Below are 17437 nucleotides of genomic sequence, written 5' to 3'. Positions count from 1 at the left end.
CTCGTGGACTCGTGGACTCGTGGACTCGTGGACTCGTGGACTCGTGGACTCGTGGACTCGTGGACTCGTGGACTCGTGGACTCGTGGACTCGTGGACTCGTGGACTCGTGGACTCGTGGACTCGTGGACTCGTGGACCCGTGGACCCGCCTCCCGCTTCGAGCGGCACCTATCGTCGAGGTTGACAATGCCCAGGTGTGTGACTGCGATTCCCACGGCAGGGGTTATGGCGCGGCCAGGGCAATGCCGTTGTTCGGCAACCACATCGAGCCGAGTCCGCTCTCGGTGAAACGCGGCACTTCCCCCGTCCACAGTTGGTCAGCGCGATACACCCGACGCCCGACTCCCGCACGCGCCACCAGCGGGGTGTCACACAACACCGTGGTATCCCGGATGCAGCGCTGTGCCTTCACGAGACCGTCTTCGAGCCGGACCCGACCGTGACGACCAGCGGACCCACTGCGAGATCGAGCAGCCGCACCGGGCTCGATCGCCACCGGCTCCGGGTGCCAGACCTCCGCGTCACAGTCTTCGAGAGAGACCGCCACCATGGTCGAGGAGCCCGGAGGTCGCGGCCGACAAGTCGGTAGCGGCGCCCTGGAATGCGGACTCACGCCACCAATTCTGGATCGTCGTTTCCGCGTACGTGATCGCGCCCACCGTATGCGCCGAGAGCCTCCTCCGCGCACCGAGTCGACAGGCGACAGCTCTACGGTCCGAAGCCCCTGCGACTCGCGGTCTTGTCCCGATCGAGCGATCCGCCTCAGCGGTAACGCACCCTGGAGTTCGCGTAGAGGCAGATGGCCGCCGCGGTAGCCAGATTCAGGCTTTCCGCGCGTCCTCGGATGGGGATTCGCACGCGGTGATCGGCGCGGCGCGATACGGCGGGATCGAGCCCGTGTGCCTCACTGCCGAACAGCCAAGCGACCGGGCCGGTGAACAGGTCGTCGGCGTCGCCGAGGTCGACCTCGCCCTTCGCCGCGGTCGCCAGGAGGGTGATCCCTGCGGCGGACAATGCCGCCAATGTCGCCTGCACGTCGTGGTCTCTGGCGATCGGGACATGAAAAAGGCTGCCAGCACTGGCACGCACGCACTTACCGTTGTGCGGGTCGACGGTATTGCCCGCGAGCACAACGCCGTCGACGCCCACCGAGTCGGCGACGCGAATCAGGGTGCCGGCGTTGCCGGGTTCCGACATCTCGACCGGCACGGCGAGCATGCGTGGACCCGCCGCGAGCACCTCCGGCAACGGCACGTCGACCAGTTCGCATACCGCGACAAGCCCCGGCGCCGTGACGGTTTCACCGAGTTGCTTCGCTGCCCTGTCGCTCACCAACGTAGTACGCACGCCCTGCGCCGTGGCACCCGCGATCAACTCGTGTGCGCGCGCGGCGGCGGCCTCGGAGTAGAACAGCTCGTGAACTCGGCCCGTATCCAACGCCGCCGCAACAGAATTAGCGCCCTCGGCGAGAAAGCGGCCGGTTTTGCGTCGGTGTGCGGCGCGGTGCAGTTTGACGGCGGAAACGACGCGTGAGTTACGCCAGTCGATGGACTCAGCTTCCACAGTGGCCCACTACGAGTCGACTCGACTCAGCGAAACGACCCGTGGATTGCGCTCGCTGAGCGCCTCCACGGGTCGTTGCGAAAGTTCTCTGTTCGTCACCCGAGCGAACTCAGGCGGCAGGAGCGTTGACGTCCTGCGGCAGAGCGGCCTTGGCGATGGCCACCAGACCGGCGAAGGCGTCGGCGTCGGAGACGGCGAGTTCCGCGAGGTTCTTGCGGTCGACCTCGACACCGGCGGCCTTCAAGCCCTGGATGAAGCGGTTGTAGGTGATGTCGTTGCTGCGCGCCGCGGCGTTGATCCGAGCGATCCACAGCTTGCGGAAGTCACCTTTGCGCGCCCTACGGTCCCGGTAGGCGTAGGTGAGCGAGTGCAGCTGCTGTTCCTTGGCCTTCCGGTACAGCCGCGAACGCTGTCCGCGGTAGCCCTTGGATGCTTCGAGGATGGAACGGCGCTTCTTCTGAGCGTTGACGGCCCTCTTGACGCGTGCCACTGGTCAGTCCTGTCGATCTAGGGGCGCGTTCGGCGCCCGGTATTGGTCGGGGTCGGCAGCCGGATCCGAATCCTCGGATCACGGTGCGCTGCATGCGTTTTCGCTGCGGTTCGACTGCTCGGTTCGCGGGTGACGCGAAGTCAGAGTCCGAGCAGCTTCTTCACGCGACGGGTATCGGCGGCCGCGACGACCTCCGTGCCGTCCAGACGACGAGTCCGGCGAGACGACTTGTGCTCGAGCAGGTGGCGACGATTCGCCTGCTGACGCAGCAGCTTGCCCTTGCCCGACACCTTGAATCGCTTCGAGGCGCCGCTGTGGCTCTTCATCTTCGGCATGGATTCCTCTATCTGTCTCGTCCCGGCGACCGACGTTGGGCCGACCGGCTTATCGAATTACTGCGGCTTCGCTGTGGGCGCCGACGATGCCGCTGCGGGCGTCGGTGCCGCTGGTGCCGGTGCCGCTGGCGTGGCGGGCGATGCTGGCGGCCGCGGCGCGGCGGGCGGCCGTGCCGCCGATTCCTGCTGTGCCTTCACCCGCGTCTTCGCACCCTTGTGCGGGGCGAGGACCATGGTCATGTTCCTGCCGTCCTGCTTGGCCGACGTCTCGACGAAACCCAGCTCGGCCACATCGGCGGCCAGACGCTGCAACAGCCGGTAGCCCAGTTCGGGCCTGGACTGCTCGCGTCCACGGAACATGATCGTCACCTTGACCTTCGACCCGGCCTCGAGGAAGCGCGTGACATGGCCCCTCTTGGTCGCGTAGTCGTGGTCATCGATCTTCGGGCGGAGCTTCTGCTCCTTGATCACGGTCTGCACCTGGTTCTTGCGAGATTCGCGCGCCTTCTGCGCGGTCTCGTATTTGAACTTGCCGTAGTCCATGATCTTGCAGACCGGCGGACGGGCATCCGGGGCTACCTCGACGAGGTCGAGGTCGGCTTCGAGCGCGACGCGAAGGGCATCTTCAACACGCACGATCCCAACTTGTTCGCCACCTGGTCCGATAAGTCGGACTTCGGGAACTCGGATGCGATCGTTGATGCGGGTCTCAGTGCTGATGGGGCCTCCTAGGTCAAGCGGTGTCGTCCAGACGACCGCGTGCAATAACTGCAACCCCTTTTCAACACGAAAGCCCCGGTGCGGTATTCCGCCTCGGGGCCCGATGTCGACCGGTCATCGCCCGCGAGCGATGCTCGCGCCGATCTCGCCACTCGGTTCTCCTGGGAGAACCTCGCGCGAGAAACCCGACCCGGTAAAGGGCGGGTGACCGGACCGTGTGACCGATACGATTGCTCGTCGGCAACGGTGGGAGTCGGGCTCCACTTATCAGCCCCGGGAAAATGCGTTCACTATCGAGATTGCACCCCAGGGCGGTCGTCGCCGTACAGCTTAACATTCTGTTCCGCTATCGCCGAATCGGGCCGAATTCCGTTGCCCGACCTCGTCGCGGACGCCACGCTCGCTCGCATTCCCACCCCCGTCGCGACCTGCTGGGCTGGGCAATTCGACCTGACCTGGTCATTGGCCGAGTACGAATACTTCGCGCCGCCTCGCTAGCCTGAGGACATGACTGATGAGCTGGACTCCTCCGTGCGCGACATGGCCGACATCCCCGCGGTGGAGGTAATCAGCCGTGCCGCGGTGATGTTGATGAGTTCCGCGGCGGAGAAGCTCGGCCTCGCCGACGACGACCCGGACAACAGCGAGCGGCGCGATCTGGATGAGGCGCGCCGAGTGATCACAGCGCTGGCCGGGCTGGTCACCGCGTCGATCGAGTACCTCGGCCCGCACGCAGGACCGATCCGCGACGGGCTGCAGTCGTTGCAGCGCGCGTTCCGCGAGGCGTCGGCGCAGCCGGACGCGCCGGGCAAGGGACCGGGCGAGAAGTACACCGGCCCGGTCTACTGAACGTTCCGCGCTGCCGCGAGGCACTTACCGCCGAGTTCACGACACCGAAGTTGTCACCTCGCGGCGAATTCTCATCCGATCGGACGAGCGCAGATCCGAGCGAGACGGACTTACCGCCGACCGGCCGGTACGTCCAATACTGCGCTGACTAATGTTGCCCACCAGGAAATATTGCCTAGTGGGCAACATTTGTCTACGCTGAACTCATGGCCGAGGAAGAAGCGCTGGGACTGCGGGAACGAAAGAAGCTCGACACCCGCCGCGCGCTGAGCGACGCCGCGTTGACACTCGCCTTCGAATCCGGCCTGGAGAACGTCACTCGCGACGGCATCGCGGCGCGCGCGGGAGTCTCCGTGCGCACCTTCAACAACTACTTCACCGGCAAGTACGACGCGATCGCCTATCGACAGCTGGAACGATTCCGACTCGGCTTGGCGGTGTTGCGCGAACGTCCCGCCGACGAACCGCTGTGGGACTCGATCGCCGCGGCGCTGGTGCGGCCGCTGGAAATCGAGAACCGCGCGACCACCGCACCCGAGCCCGCACACCTGATCGAGGTGCGAAAGCTGTTCGCGTCACCGGAGATTCGCGCCATCATCGCGCGAAACAATATCGCTGACTGGGCCACCGCCATCGCCGAACGCACCGGCATCGATCCGCTACGCGACCCGTACCCCCACCTGGTGGCCGGGGTGATCAATGCGGTCGTGGAATCCTCCTCGCTCGCCTACGCGCACGCCGACCCACCCGAACCGGTGGCCGCACTACTGCACCGCACCCTCGCCCAGGTGACCGCCGGGCTGCCACCGCCACCCCGGAGCAACTGAGCACACGCCCCTGGGCAAAAGCGGCGCACGCACCCGCGCCCAGGTCGCCGTGCGCCTACCACCCACACCCGCAACAACTCGAGCACGCGCCCCCGAGCAACGAGCGGCACCCGCACCCGGTTCACCGCAGGCATACCAACTACACCCGCAACAACTGAGTACGCACCCTCGAGCAACAAGCAGTCCGCGCACCGAGTCCCGCAGGGCTGCCACCACACCCGAAACAACTGAGTACGCACCCCGACAAAAGCGGCGCACACCCGCACCGAGGTCACCGCCCACATCCGAGACAACTGAATACCCGACCCGAATTGTGCGCAGCGCGCTCGTCCACGCTGCCACGCCCTTCGCCGATCGCACCGACGGCATCCACCACCCGCGACAAGAGGCCGGTTCGCCATGCCCGAAAACCTTTCCACCCCAGCATCGTCCGTCGACATCGTGATCGCGGGAGCCGGACCCAACGGCCTGTGGCTCGCGATCGAACTCGCACTCGCCGGGGTGCGACCGATCGTGCTCGACCCGCTGCCGGGGCCCAATCCCGAACCGAAAGCCAACGGCATGGTCGGCCAGGTCATCCGCCTGTTGGACATGCGCGGCCTTTACCACGAACTCGGCGGTGCGCCCGGTCCGCCGCGACCGATCCCCGCCTTCCTGTTCTCCGGGATACCGCTACCCCTCGACGCGCTACCAGAGAACCCGATGTATGCCCTCGGGCTGCCGCAACCGGAACTGTTGCGCCGGTTGGACATCCACGTGCGCAAACTCGGGATCGACGTGCGCTGGGAACACGAACTCACCGACTTCACCCGCACCGACGACGGTGTGCGGGTCAACGTGCGTGGCCCAGCCGAGTCCTACGACATCGACACCACCTACTTGGTGGGCGCCGACGGTGGGCGCAGCTTCGTGCGCAAACGGCTCGGCATCGACTTTCCCGGCGTCACCCTGCCCACCGTCAGCCGCCTCGCCCACATCGCACTGCCAGACGGCATCCGCAGCGACGACGGCGGCATCGACATTCCGGGAGCAGGTCATCTCTCCTTCGGCCACAACAGGTTCGATCGCGGCGCGGTGACGTTCGGCGAACTGGAACCCGGACGACCACTGTTGTCGACCATGGAGTTCGACACCGATCCCGCCCCCGACGACGTCCCGATGACGCTGGACGAACTACGCGCGAGCCTGCACCGCGTGCTCGGCGTCGACGTGCCGTTCGAGGCACCGCACGGGCCGGGACCGCACGCGCTGCGCAGGGTCGGCAAGCAGAACACCAGGCAGGCCGAGCGTTACCGCGACGGTAATGTCTTCCTTCTCGGCGACGCCGCGCACGTGCACTCCGCGATGGGCGGTCCCGGCCTGAATCTCGGCCTGCAGGATGCCGCCAATCTGGGCTGGAAGCTGGCGGCCCAGGTGAATGGTTGGGCGCCGGAAGGGCTCCTGGACACCTACCAGTCGGAGCGCTACCCGGCGGGCGAGCGGGTGATGATGCAGTCGTTGTCGCAATCCGCACTCATGGCGCCCGGCCCCGAACTCGGCGCGCTGCGCACGCTGTTCACCGAACTCCTCCGGGACACGAGCGCCGTCGAACGCATCGCGGGAGTGATGTCGGGTGCCGACGTGCGCTACGACATCGGCAATGACCACCCCTTGGCGGGGCACCTGTTCCCCGACCGCACGCTCGACACCGGAGTTCGCGTGACCGAACTCCTGCGTCCAGCGCGCGGCGTGCTGCTCGACCCGACTCCCGATCACCGTTACGGCGCCACGGCCGCTGCCTGGCACGACCGCGTCGACACCGTGCACGCCGCCCACGCGGACACCACCGCGCGGACCGAGGCCATGCTGATCCGGCCCGATGGTTACGTCGCGTGGGCCGCCGATACCGGGCAGGAGGACAGCCGTCTCCGCGCAGCACTCGGGCGCTGGTTCGGCGCTCCGCGAAAGGCTTGAAAGTCCTGAAAGTCTTGAAAGGCTTGAAAGTCCTAGCCGCACAACACTACACGAGCGTGCCCCGCAGCCCATGGGGCCTCGTCGGCTTGGCCGCTCGCTACTGTTCCACCAGGTAGACCACACGACCAGGACTCGAAGGGGTTGCGCATGAGCGAGGACCGACCGCCCTACCCACCGTTCACCGAAGCCACCGCGCTACGCAAGGTGCAGGCCGCCGAGGACGCATGGAACACCCGCGACCCACAGCGCGTGGCGCTGGCCTATACCCCGGATTCGGTATGGCGCAATCGAGATCTGTTCGTCACCGGACGCGAGCAGATCATCGAATTCCTCACCGCGAAATGGGAAAAGGAACTCGACTACGCGCTTCGCAAAAATCTGTGGGCATTTTCCGGCAATCACATCGCGGTGCGTTTCCAGTACGAATCGCACGACACGACCGGCCAATGGTGGCGCAGCTACGGCAACGAATTGTGGCAATTCAACGGCCGGGGGCTGATGGACCGCCGCGAAGCCAGCATCAACGACGTGCCGATCACCGAAGCCGACCGCAGAACCTTCGGCCCCCGCCCGGAGAGCGAACACGGAACGGAAACCCCACTCCGATAAAGCTCCGCACACCGCGAGGCGCAGACCCGGACCTCTACCCCGTCACCCGCCCCTCGGCCGAGAATCCAACACAACATCCGCGACGACACACAGCTGCTGTGCGGCATAGGACACACCGGTTGTCGACCACCACCGCTCCGGTCACCGTCGAGTCGCGCGGCTCATCGAGTCCGGATCGACGACGCTGCTCACCGCCACGTCGGATGCGAGCGTGGTGGGGTACGCACCCTCGGCACCCACGCGATTGTTACCGGTCCGCGTGCGCGCATCGAAGACATCGTCGTTCAGGAATCCGCACGCGGACCAGGCATGGCGGCCGCACGAACCGATGCCGCGGTCGAACTCGCCCGCCGAGCCGACGACGCACGCGCGTCGACCTGACCTCCCGGCCGGAACGCGAATCCGCCCTACCGGCGCGCTGGATTCACCGCGCGAGTCCCGCACCCATCGCCGCACTCTCGAAAACAGCGGCACTGCGGGAGAACCGGTCCGCTGACCGAGGCTTCCTCCTCCGGTCGCGCGGGTGGGAACACTGCTGGTCGGACGGTGGTCTATGGCGGCGCCGGCGCCGCGGCTACGTGGTCGCCCACCTCGGCGACCAGCTCGACCGGGGCGGACAAGCGCCATGCCTCGAACACCAACTCGGACAGCTCATCGGCCTCGATACCGGCCAGGTCGACCACGACCCAGCCGAAACCGCCCGCGGTGAACTGCACCTCGAAGACCTCGGGGCGCTCCGACACCAACGCCTGCTGTTCGGACAGCGTCTGTTTCAAGCCGACAGTCTGTGTGCGCGGCCAGTAATAGCCGAATCGCTTGCCACGCACACTGAATGAGGTGAACCGTTCTCCCGGCGCAGACTCCACCCCCGCGAGCGTATCCACGATTCGGAAGAACTCCTCGGCACGCACACTCATCGCATTCTCCCGTACACCATCCTCGGCTCGCCTCAGCGCAAGGCCGCCGCTTTGCGCGCGGCCCGCTTGGCGGCCGTCTTCGCGGGTTTCGCCGCCGACGTGGCGCTCTTCTGCGTCGCGCCGGTCGCCGAGGCCTTGGTGCTCGCCGTCTTCTTGGTCGCCTTCTTCGGTGCCGGCGCCGGCGCCTCGAGCACACCGCTCAGGAACTGGCCGGTGTAGCTTTCCGGCACGGCCACAATGTCTTCCGGGGTGCCCTGGGCGACCACCGTGCCGCCACCGGAACCGCCTTCGGGACCCATGTCGATCACCCAGTCGGAAGTCTTGATGACGTCCAGGTTGTGTTCGATGACGATCACCGTGTTGCCCTTGTCCACCAGACCGTTGATCACGGCGAGCAGCTTGCGGATGTCCTCGAAGTGCAGGCCGGTGGTGGGTTCGTCGAGGATGTAGACGGTGCGGCCGGTGGAGCGCTTCTGTAGCTCTGCCGAGAGTTTCACGCGCTGCGCCTCACCGCCGGAGAGGGTGGGTGCGCTCTGACCCAGCCGCACATAGCCGAGGCCGACGTCGACGAGGGTCTTGAGGTAACGGTGGATCGAGCTGATCGGCTCGAAGAACTCCGCACCCTCCTCGATGGACATGTCCAGCACCTCGGCGATGGTCTTGCCCTTGTAGTGCACCTCGAGGGTTTCCCGGTTGTAGCGCGCACCGTGGCAGACCTCGCACGGCACGTACACGTCCGGGAGGAAGTTCATCTCGATCTTCAAGGTGCCGTCGCCCGAGCATGCCTCGCAGCGACCGCCCTTGACGTTGAAGGAGAATCGGCCCGGCTGGTAGCCGCGCACCTTCGCCTCGGTGGTCGCGGCGAACAGCGTCCTGATCTTGTCGAACACGCCGGTGTAGGTGGCGGGGTTGGAGCGCGGCGTTCGCCCGATCGGCGACTGATCGACCTGCACGAGCTTGTCGAGGCTGTCGAGGCCGTTGATCCTGGTGTGTCGGCCCGGCACCTGCCGCGCGCCATTGAGCTTGTTCGCCAGCACGGTGGCCATGATGTCGTTGACCAGTGTCGATTTTCCCGACCCCGACACACCGGTGACCGAGGTCAGCACCCCCAGCGGGAAACTCACATCGATACCGCGCAGATTGTGCTCGGTCGCGCCGACGACGGTGAGCTGACGCTTCTTGTCCAGTGGCCGCCGGACCATGGGTACCTCGATCTGCTCACGGCCCGAAAGATAGGCACCGGTGAGTGATTCGGGGTGGGTGAGCAGTTCTTGATACGGGCCGCTGTGCACAACCCGGCCGCCGTGCTCCCCCGCCATCGGGCCGATGTCGACCACCCAGTCCGAGGCACGGATGGTGTCTTCGTCGTGCTCGACCACGATCAACGTGTTGCCCAGATCGCGCAGCCTGGTGAGGGTTTCGATCAGCCGGCGGTTGTCGCGCTGATGCAACCCGATCGAGGGCTCGTCCAGGACGTAGAGCACACCGACCAACCCCGAACCGATCTGGGTGGCCAAGCGAATGCGTTGCGCCTCACCGCCCGACAGCGTCGCGGCGGCACGCGAGAGGCTCAGGTACTCGAGGCCGACATCGAGCAGGAAGCCGAGCCTGGCCTGTACCTCCTTGAGCACCTGCCCGGCGATCGCCGCCTCGCGCCCGCCGAGGGTGAGCGAGTTCAGGAAGTCCGCGCAATCGCCGATGGACAGCTCACTGACCTCGGCGATCGACTTGTCCACGCCGCCCGCGGCGATCGTGACCGCGAGAATTTCCGGACGTAACCTGGTGCCACTGCACACCGGGCACGGCACGTCGCGCATGTAGCCGTCGTACTGCTCTTTCATCTGCTCGGACTCGGTGTTCTCCATGCGCCGCTGGAGGAACGGCATCACACCCTCGAAGTCCGCGTAGTACGAACGCTTGCGGCCGTAGCGATTGGTGTAGGAGACATGGACCTGGTCGGAACTGCCCTCCAGCACCGCTTTTCGTGCCTTCAGCGGGAGCTTCTGCCATGGCGTGTCCATGGAGAAGCCGATGGACTCGGCGAGACCGGACAGCATCCTGGTGAAGTATTCGGCGGTCTGCCCGCGCGACCACGGAGCGATCGCACCCTCGCTCAGGCTCAGCTCCGGATCGGGCACCACCAGTTCCTGGTCGACTTCCTTGCGGATGCCGAGGCCGGTGCAGTCCGGGCAGGCGCCGTAGGGCGAGTTGAACGAGAACGACCTCGGCTCGAGGTCTTCGATGTCCAACGGGTGGCCGTTCGGGCAAGCGAGGCGCTCGGAGAAGCGGCGCTCCCGATCGTGCGCGTGCTCGTCGCGGTCGACGAAGTCCAGCACCACGATGCCGTCGGCCAGGCGCAGTGCCGTCTCGATCGAATCGGTCAGTCGCTGCTTGGAGGCCGGTTTGACCGCGAGACGATCGACCACGACCTCGACGTCGTGCTTCTCCTGCTTCTTCAGCTTGGGCGGGTCGGTGAGCGGATGCACGACACCGTCGACGCGAACACGGGAGTAACCCTGGGTGTTCAGCTGGTCGAACAGGTCGACGAATTCACCCTTGCGCGTGCGCACCACGGGGGCGAGCACCTGAAAGCGCACACCCTCCTCCATCGCGAGCACCTGGTCGACGATCTGTTGTGGAGTCTGCTTGGCGATCAACTCACCGCAGACCGGACAGTGCGGCGTGCCCGCGCGCGCGTACAGCAGGCGCAGGTAGTCGTAGACCTCCGTGATGGTGCCGACCGTGGAGCGCGGGTTGCGGTTGGTGGACTTCTGGTCGATGGACACCGCGGGCGAGAGCCCTTCGATGAAGTCGACATCCGGCTTGTCCATCTGACCGAGGAATTGCCGCGCGTACGCCGACAACGACTCCACGTACCTGCGCTGGCCCTCGGCGAAGATGGTGTCGAATGCCAGGCTCGACTTGCCGGAGCCCGACAGCCCGGTGAACACGATGAGACTGTCGCGAGGCAGGTCGATATCGACCCCCCTCAGGTTGTGTTCCCGAGCACCGCGCACCGTCAGGCGTTCCGCCACTGGCCGTCCCTTCTGATTTCCGTGTTCGACTTCTAGTCCGTGTTTCGACGCTGTAGTTGTTTCGACGCTGTAGTTCCTCGACCCTGATCCGCGTCGGACGGCCCAGAACCAACCCCACCTGTCTCCCCTTCGCCATGCTATGCGCGGCCACCGACAAGTTTCGTCGGGCCACCGGCGGGGCCCGCCCACGCAGCACGCACCGACCGGCCCGCATCGGCTCGGATCGGGGATCGCCGCGAACACGGCGCGGACAGGCGCGCACACCGCAGACGCGGGGGCACTATGTCTGGAACACGCAGCAGAGCTGGGGAAATTCCGTAGTCAGCGGTCGGAGCGGCGCAGGTCACCGGACAAGCCGCGCACCTGCCAACCATCGTCGTCCACGGTGACGGTCAACACATCCGGCCCCACACGCAACCCGGTCACACTCAGCGGCAGATACCGCGCGGGCACCACCGGTGCCACCGACAGTTCCCGCTCGGGCACCCCCGGTTCCAGCCGCAACAGGGTACGCAGGAAAAGCAGCGGTGCCGCCGCCGACCACGCCTGCGGTGAACACGAGGTGGGATAGGGCACCGGCACGTCGAACTCGTCGCGGTCGAACCCGCAGAACAGTTCGGGCAGCCGGTAGCCGAACCTCGTCGAGGCATCCAGTACCGCGGTCACGACTCGACCCGCGTACTCGGTGAACCCGTAACGCATCAGCCCGGCCGCGCAGATCGCGTTGTCGTGTGGCCACACCGACCCGTTGTGATAACTGACCGGGTTGTAGGCACCCATCGACGTGGCCAGGGTACGAATACCCCAGCCGCTGAACATCTCCGGCGACAACAGGTGCTCGGCGACCGAGGCCGCCTTGTCGTCGTCGACGATCCCCGTCCAGAGCAGATGCCCGTTGTTGGAGGTGAGCGCGTCGATCGGGCGCTTGTCCCGATCGAGGCCGATCGCGAACCAGCCGTGCTCGGGCAGCCAGAACTTCTCGTTGAACTCGGTCTTCAGGCGCGCGGCCCGCTCGCGACAGCGCTTGACGGTGTCCTGATCGCCGGTCGCCGCGGCCAGTGCCGCACGCGCGAGGTAGGCGGCGTACACGTACCCCTGCACCTCGGCCAGCGCGATCGGCGCCTCCGGCATGCTGCCGTCGATGAAGTTCACGCCGTCCCACGAGTCTTTCCAGCCCTGATTGGCCAGGCCGTGGCCGACCGCGCGCTGGTACTCCACGAATCCGTCGCCGTCGATATCGCCGTAGTTCTCGACCCAGTCCAGCGCACGATCCGCGTGCGGCAGCAACTCGTCCCGGATCCCCGGATCCAGACCCCAGCGATGCAGTTCACCGAGCAGCATCACGAAAAGTGGTGTGGCGTCGGCGGTTCCGTAATACGCACTACCACCGCCGAGCAGTCGTGTCGCCGCGCGCCCGAAGCGCACCTCGTGCGCGATCCTGCCCGGCTGTTGTTCGGTGGCCGGCTCGACCACGCTGCCTTGCAGACCGGCGAGACTTTGCAGGGTGCCGACCGCGAGGCGACGGTCGAGCGGCAACACCATCCACGAGGTGAGCAGCGAGTCGCGGCCGAACAACGCCATGAACCACGGTGCGCCCGCGGCGACCACCGAACGCTCGGGATGGTCGGGATCGAAGATGCGCAACGCGCCGAGATCGGTGACGGTCCTGCGCAGCACCGCGGCCAGTGTCTCGTCGGCGGTGTGCGCGGTGGGCGAATTCGCGTACCACTCACGCAAGCGCCGAGCGGGCGCACTGTGGTTGACCGGTGTGCCGCACGGGTAGCGCGGCGCCGCCGCCTCCGCGCGCAATGCGGGCAGGTACTCGATGCACGTCGTCCATTCGCCGCGCGCGGGAAGCGTTGCCGACCAGCGTAATTCGCTGCCCTTGGCGACGGCGCCGGTGCCGACGACGGTGACGGCCATGTCCAACTCGGCCCTGGTGATCTCCACCGCGTCGTCGGTGGCGCGCGCCGTGGTCACCGCACCGTCGCCGAAGCGACCGTCCTTGACCTCGAACAGATCCGCGAAGTCCGCACCGAGCTCCAGCACGATCTCGCACTGGCGCGGCTCGCTCGCCAGGTTGCGCACGGTGAGGTCTTCCCGCATGCCATCACCGACGTGGCGGCCGACGACCACCAACGCCAAGCTGTCGGCACGGCCGGGGGTCGGCGCGGTACGCGCCAACAGCGTCGCACTGTAAGGGGCGGCGTTACGCACGGTGAGCACCTGCGGTTCGAGTCCGTCGATGGTCAAGCGCCAGTGCGAGAGCACTCTGGTATCGCGGACGAACAAACCCTCGGCGCGGTGGGCGTTGATCACGCCGCCGGAATCGCTGACGCAGAAGGTGGAACCCTCCACGAGCGTGACACCGGCACCGATCGCGTCAGGGGCATTCGGGTCTGCCCCGTCTCCCCATGGGCTGGTCACGTTTACCGCTTCGGGCAGCTGAGCAGGCCGACTCGTCTGTTCACCAGGGTCAGTGTAATCGGGCGAACGCCCGACTTCGTGGATCTTGGTGATCATCACCGGGTTTCGGCCTCGACGGCGGCCGGAGCCGAGGCGCGGCTACGTGCCGAACTCACCCGAGAGCGTGAAATCGTCGCCATCCCTGCGGTAGTTGCCGTGTCTACCACCGACGGGTCCCGCGTTGTTGCGCTGACCGCTGGCATGCGCGGCACCGCCGTTCGGCCTGGCCTCGCCCGCGCGCACACCGGGGGAACCGGTATTCGCGGCGTCGCGGTCACGCGGTACATCGACGCCGTTCGGCACACCGAGGTCGCCGAGCCCCGCGTCCCACTGCGCGCCGCACCCGCGGCAACCCAGCCGGACCTCCGGCTCGGCGTCGACCAAATCGACCGCTGCGGAACCGCATCCTGGGCAGTTACTCGGCGAACCGAAGATCGAACCGAAATCCAACATCGCTGAATATGTCATGCTGGCATCCCGCCAATCGAGCCTCTCGGCTCCGTTGATCAGGCGCTATCCGGGCAATTTCAGTGCAAGCGTACCCAACCCGCTCCGGCTTTTCGTCGCGGAATTCGATAACGGTTGCGCCGCCCGAGGTCGGAGGCGGCGAAATGAATGGCCGCCGATTTCACCCGACTCGGACGGTAGGCGTTTTCGATCAAGGTGGTCCGAGTACCACCACCGAATTGTTACCACCCATGCCGAGCGACAATTTCACCGTGACGCCGCCGTCGAACGCAGCGGTCCCGTCCAACAACCCCGGATGCGCCCGCGCGACGATCGGCGCCGAGGCCACGACACCACGGTCGTAGGCCAGTGCCGATGCCGCCACCTCTACCGCGGCCGCCGCACCCTGACAGTGTCCGACCAGCGGTTTCACCGAACTGATGCGCGGACGGTCGTCGAACATCCGGCCGAGCACGTCGCGTTCCGCGTCGTCGCACTGCTTGGTGCCGGTACCGTGCGCGTTGAAGTACCGCACCTGTTCGGGCACGACGCCCGCGTCGTCGAGACCCAGCCGCACACAGTCGAAGATGTGCTCGTGCGAGGGTTCCACCGACACCACGTGAAAGCCGTCATTGGTCATCGCGCCACCCAGGACCGAGGCGTAAGGCCGCTCGACGGCGCGGCTCAGCACGAACGCCACCGAGCCCTCCCCCATGCTGAAGCCCCGGCTGCCCTCCTGGAACGGCCGGCAGGCGTCCAGTGGTTCGGCGTCGGTCACCGCGGCACCCATGTTGACGAAGTGCTCGACCATGTCCGGCGTCGCCGACAGGTCGCTCGCCACGCAGATCACGTCGTCGGCGACGCCCGCGTCCAACCAGAGCCGCGCGGTGATCATAGCTACGTTGGCCGAACTACACGCGGCAGAAACATTCATCGTCGGCCCGTGAAACCCGAACTCCTGCAACACAACCGAGATGGGCGTGGACGGCAGCAGCGGCAGATAGCCGCGCGAACGACGGTTGCCGCCGTCGAGCAGGTAGAAGTCGCGCCAGTTGGCGACGTCACCGAGCACGATCGCGTGCAACAGACCGACCCTGCGGCCGGGACGCCACCCGCGCGAGCGCGCGTCGAGGATCGCCTCCCGCACCGATTCGTGCGCCGCGCGGCCGTATCGACTCTCGCCGCGCGGCGCTGCGAGCTCGCCACCCGCCTCGGCGCACTCGCCGACTTCCGGAATCTGTGCCACCCAGGCGTCCTGGTCACGGTGCGGTCCGTAGCCATGACGCACCGAGGCGGCGGGCTTGCCACTGAGCAAACCGCCCCACAGCGCTTCGCGCCCCCACCCGTACCCGGTGACGGCACCGACCCCGCCGATTGTCATCCGCTCTTGATATGGTGCAGCATCGACTGGCTTGCTCAGATCACCCTGTTCGTTGCCGGACTGATCGTTGCCGGACTGATCGTTCCTGGACCGCTCGTTCGTGGATCGCATGGCGGACTTCGAGTGCATGCTCGACATGGTGTCGCTCCTTACACCGGCCCTCCGGGCAGATTCGGTGTCGCGACCCCCGAGGGGAGAACCGGTCATTTCGAATGATCACCGGGGCACACCGCATCCGGTGGCGAATCGTGATCGGGGCAATGGCGTCGACATGTCGTTGTCGCGCCCGTCGGTCCAGAATAATCACATGTTCCAGTGGCAATAACCGCCGTCGACCGATCGGGGTTCGAGTGGGTGAGAACGAGACAGCCGAGACCGTCGGCGCGGTCGAACTCGCCCAGCGTTACCGCTCACTGGTCGAGCACACTCCCGACGGCATTTGCGTGCACGAACACGGGATCGTCGTGTACGTCAATCCCGCGGTCGTTCGGCTGCTGGCCGCCACATCCGCCGACGACCTGATCGGCAAGCCACTCACCGACTTCGTGCACCCCCAGTCCTCACCCGCCATGCACGAGCGCATCCGGGGCCTGACCGACGCGGGCGACGCCTCCGAACCCACCGAGATGACCCTGATCCGCGTCGACGGCGCGTACGTCCAAGTGGAGACCGTCTCGGTCCTCACGGCATGGCAGGGACACCTCGCCAACCAGGTGGTCATCCACGACCTCACCGCACAGCGTCGCGCCGAGGCGGGCCAGCGTCGCGCCGAGGAATACTTCGTCACGATCGCGTCCCAACTGGAGGAAGGCGTGGTGGTGATCGATCCGGAGGGCCGGATCGAATGGATCAACCCCGCCGCCAAACTCGTGTTCGGCACACCCGGTCCCGACGAAGACCTCATCGGTCAAAGGATCGAGGCCCTGCCGCTGGTCCTGCTCGACTCACACGCCCAGCCGTTGGCGCCGACCCGCCATCAGGTCGCGCGCACCCTCGCCACCGGCGAGACGATCACCGGGTATGTCTTCGGCGTCGACCGAGCCGACGGTCAGCGCAGGTGGCTGTCGGGAAGCAGTCGGTTGCTCAACCCCGGCGACCCGCAATCCTCGGCGGTGTCGTCGTTCTCCGATATCACCGAATTTCGAGCCAGCAGAAGACAATTGGAATACCAGGCCACGCACGACTCGCTGACCGGTCTGGCCAATCGCTCCCTGGTGCTCTCGCTGTTGGCTGGCGCGCTGGCCAACGACGACGGCTCGATATCGACCGTGTTGTTCATCGACCTGGACGGATTCAAGTCCATCAACGACACCCTCGGCCACGCGGTCGGCGACACCGTCTTGCAGATCGTCGCCCAACGCCTGCAGCGCGCCCTGCGCGGCGACGACGTCGTCGGACGACTCGGCGGCGACGAATTCCTGGTCCTGCTCTCGGACACCGCGCGCCGCGTCGAGATCGAGGATCTGATCGGGCGGCTGCGCGGCTCGGTAGCCGAACCCATCATCGCGCGCGGGCACCGGATCGAGGTCAACGCCTCGATCGGCATCTCGCCGCTGGCCGAGGCCGACACGAGGACCGCCGAGGCCGTGCTGCACGACGCCGACCTCGCGATGTACCGCGCCAAGCCGCCGGGCAATCGCGAAGGCACCGTCGGCGTGCGGGAACGCGGCGACGATACGGAGGCCACCGGCACCACCCACGCCTCCTGATATTCGCGCCGACGAGGGCCCGTGGCCGACCGACCTACCTGCGATTACAGCGCGCTCGGCGCAAGAACACTAAACTGGACAACTCGGTTTTCGGCGAGCGTCACGGCCACGGTGATCCCCACCGTCGTCCCAGCTC

At 66.6% G+C, this 17437-nt stretch carries 15 protein-coding genes; 5 read left to right on the top strand and 10 right to left on the bottom strand.

Annotated elements, in window-relative coordinates:
- Window positions 1-223 precede the first annotated feature (223 nt).
- The 5 genes from ABEA50_RS20060 to infC all read right to left on the bottom strand — a co-directional run bounded on the left by ABEA50_RS20060 (window position 224) and on the right by infC (window position 3162).
- Window positions 224-412, bottom strand: a complete 189-nt coding sequence (locus tag ABEA50_RS20060; RefSeq protein WP_345497087.1) for a hypothetical protein — start codon at window positions 410-412, stop codon at window positions 224-226.
- 350 nt (window positions 413-762) lie between these two features.
- The gene (locus ABEA50_RS20055; protein WP_345497086.1) at window positions 763-1563 is read right to left on the bottom strand and encodes a TrmH family RNA methyltransferase; all 801 of its coding nucleotides are present in this window, start codon (window positions 1561-1563) and stop codon (window positions 763-765) included.
- A 109-nt stretch (window positions 1564-1672) separates the two neighbouring features.
- Entirely contained in the window at window positions 1673-2053 is a 381-nt protein-coding gene (gene rplT, locus ABEA50_RS20050) for a 50S ribosomal protein L20 (protein ID WP_345497085.1), read from the bottom strand.
- A 140-nt stretch (window positions 2054-2193) separates the two neighbouring features.
- On the bottom strand, window positions 2194-2388 hold the full coding sequence (gene rpmI, locus ABEA50_RS20045) for a 50S ribosomal protein L35 (protein ID WP_345497084.1): 195 nt from the start codon (window positions 2386-2388) through the stop codon (window positions 2194-2196).
- Window positions 2389-2445: 57 nt separating this feature from the next.
- On the bottom strand, window positions 2446-3162 hold the full coding sequence (gene infC / locus ABEA50_RS20040) for a translation initiation factor IF-3 (protein WP_345497083.1): 717 nt from the start codon (window positions 3160-3162) through the stop codon (window positions 2446-2448).
- A 453-nt stretch (window positions 3163-3615) separates the two neighbouring features.
- Between infC and ABEA50_RS20035 the strand changes: the two genes are divergently transcribed.
- The 4 genes from ABEA50_RS20035 (at window position 3616) to ABEA50_RS20020 (ending at window position 7346) form a co-directional block, all read left to right on the top strand.
- A complete protein-coding gene (locus tag ABEA50_RS20035; protein ID WP_345497082.1) occupies window positions 3616-3957 on the top strand; it encodes a DUF1844 domain-containing protein in 342 nt (113 codons plus the stop codon).
- A 206-nt stretch (window positions 3958-4163) separates the two neighbouring features.
- Window positions 4164-4784: a TetR/AcrR family transcriptional regulator gene (locus ABEA50_RS20030; RefSeq protein WP_345497081.1), complete on the top strand. Its 621-nt coding sequence runs from the start codon at window positions 4164-4166 to the stop codon at window positions 4782-4784.
- A gap of 399 nt (window positions 4785-5183) precedes the next feature.
- Window positions 5184-6737, top strand: coding sequence for an FAD-dependent monooxygenase (locus ABEA50_RS20025; RefSeq protein WP_345497080.1), 1554 nt, complete (start codon window positions 5184-5186; stop codon window positions 6735-6737).
- A 147-nt stretch (window positions 6738-6884) separates the two neighbouring features.
- Window positions 6885-7346: a nuclear transport factor 2 family protein gene (locus tag ABEA50_RS20020; RefSeq protein WP_345497079.1), complete on the top strand. Its 462-nt coding sequence runs from the start codon at window positions 6885-6887 to the stop codon at window positions 7344-7346.
- Between the two features lie 551 nt (window positions 7347-7897).
- Here ABEA50_RS20020 and ABEA50_RS20015 read toward each other — a convergent pair.
- The 5 genes from ABEA50_RS20015 to ABEA50_RS19995 all read right to left on the bottom strand — a co-directional run bounded on the left by ABEA50_RS20015 (window position 7898) and on the right by ABEA50_RS19995 (window position 15592).
- The gene (locus tag ABEA50_RS20015; protein ID WP_345497078.1) at window positions 7898-8263 is read right to left on the bottom strand and encodes an MmcQ/YjbR family DNA-binding protein; all 366 of its coding nucleotides are present in this window, start codon (window positions 8261-8263) and stop codon (window positions 7898-7900) included.
- Window positions 8264-8295: 32 nt separating this feature from the next.
- A complete protein-coding gene (gene uvrA, locus ABEA50_RS20010) occupies window positions 8296-11298 on the bottom strand; it encodes an excinuclease ABC subunit UvrA (RefSeq protein ID WP_345497077.1) in 3003 nt (1000 codons plus the stop codon).
- A 321-nt stretch (window positions 11299-11619) separates the two neighbouring features.
- A complete protein-coding gene (locus tag ABEA50_RS20005) occupies window positions 11620-13725 on the bottom strand; it encodes an amylo-alpha-1,6-glucosidase (protein WP_345497076.1) in 2106 nt (701 codons plus the stop codon).
- 138 nt (window positions 13726-13863) lie between these two features.
- Window positions 13864-14232: a hypothetical protein gene (locus tag ABEA50_RS20000; RefSeq protein WP_345497075.1), complete on the bottom strand. Its 369-nt coding sequence runs from the start codon at window positions 14230-14232 to the stop codon at window positions 13864-13866.
- A gap of 190 nt (window positions 14233-14422) precedes the next feature.
- Complete coding sequence (locus ABEA50_RS19995) at window positions 14423-15592, bottom strand: beta-ketoacyl synthase N-terminal-like domain-containing protein (protein ID WP_345497074.1); 1170 nt, start codon at window positions 15590-15592, stop codon at window positions 14423-14425.
- Window positions 15593-15942: 350 nt separating this feature from the next.
- Here ABEA50_RS19995 and ABEA50_RS19990 point away from each other — a divergent pair, with 350 nt between their 5' ends.
- Window positions 15943-17301: a diguanylate cyclase domain-containing protein gene (locus tag ABEA50_RS19990; protein WP_345497073.1), complete on the top strand. Its 1359-nt coding sequence runs from the start codon at window positions 15943-15945 to the stop codon at window positions 17299-17301.
- The last annotated feature ends 136 nt before the right edge of the window (window positions 17302-17437 follow it).

The sequence above is a fragment of the Nocardia callitridis genome, from assembly GCF_039543305.1.
GTDB classification, from domain to species: Bacteria; Actinomycetota; Actinomycetes; order Mycobacteriales; family Mycobacteriaceae; genus Nocardia; species Nocardia callitridis.
Note: the sequence above shows the minus strand (reverse complement) of the source record. Positions and strands in the feature narration are given on the sequence as shown.

Coding starts and splice junctions, on each gene's coding strand:
- rpmI (WP_345497084.1), bottom strand. CDS start 2,388: ATGCCGAAGATGAAGAGCCACAGCGGCGCCTCGAAGCGATTCAAGGTG.
- ABEA50_RS20035 (WP_345497082.1), top strand. CDS start 3,616: ATGACTGATGAGCTGGACTCCTCCGTGCGCGACATGGCCGACATCCCC.
- ABEA50_RS20030 (WP_345497081.1), top strand. CDS start 4,164: ATGGCCGAGGAAGAAGCGCTGGGACTGCGGGAACGAAAGAAGCTCGAC.
- ABEA50_RS20025 (WP_345497080.1), top strand. CDS start 5,184: ATGCCCGAAAACCTTTCCACCCCAGCATCGTCCGTCGACATCGTGATC.
- ABEA50_RS20020 (WP_345497079.1), top strand. CDS start 6,885: ATGAGCGAGGACCGACCGCCCTACCCACCGTTCACCGAAGCCACCGCG.
- ABEA50_RS20015 (WP_345497078.1), bottom strand. CDS start 8,263: ATGAGTGTGCGTGCCGAGGAGTTCTTCCGAATCGTGGATACGCTCGCG.
- ABEA50_RS20000 (WP_345497075.1), bottom strand. CDS start 14,232: ATGACATATTCAGCGATGTTGGATTTCGGTTCGATCTTCGGTTCGCCG.
- ABEA50_RS19995 (WP_345497074.1), bottom strand. CDS start 15,592: ATGACAATCGGCGGGGTCGGTGCCGTCACCGGGTACGGGTGGGGGCGC.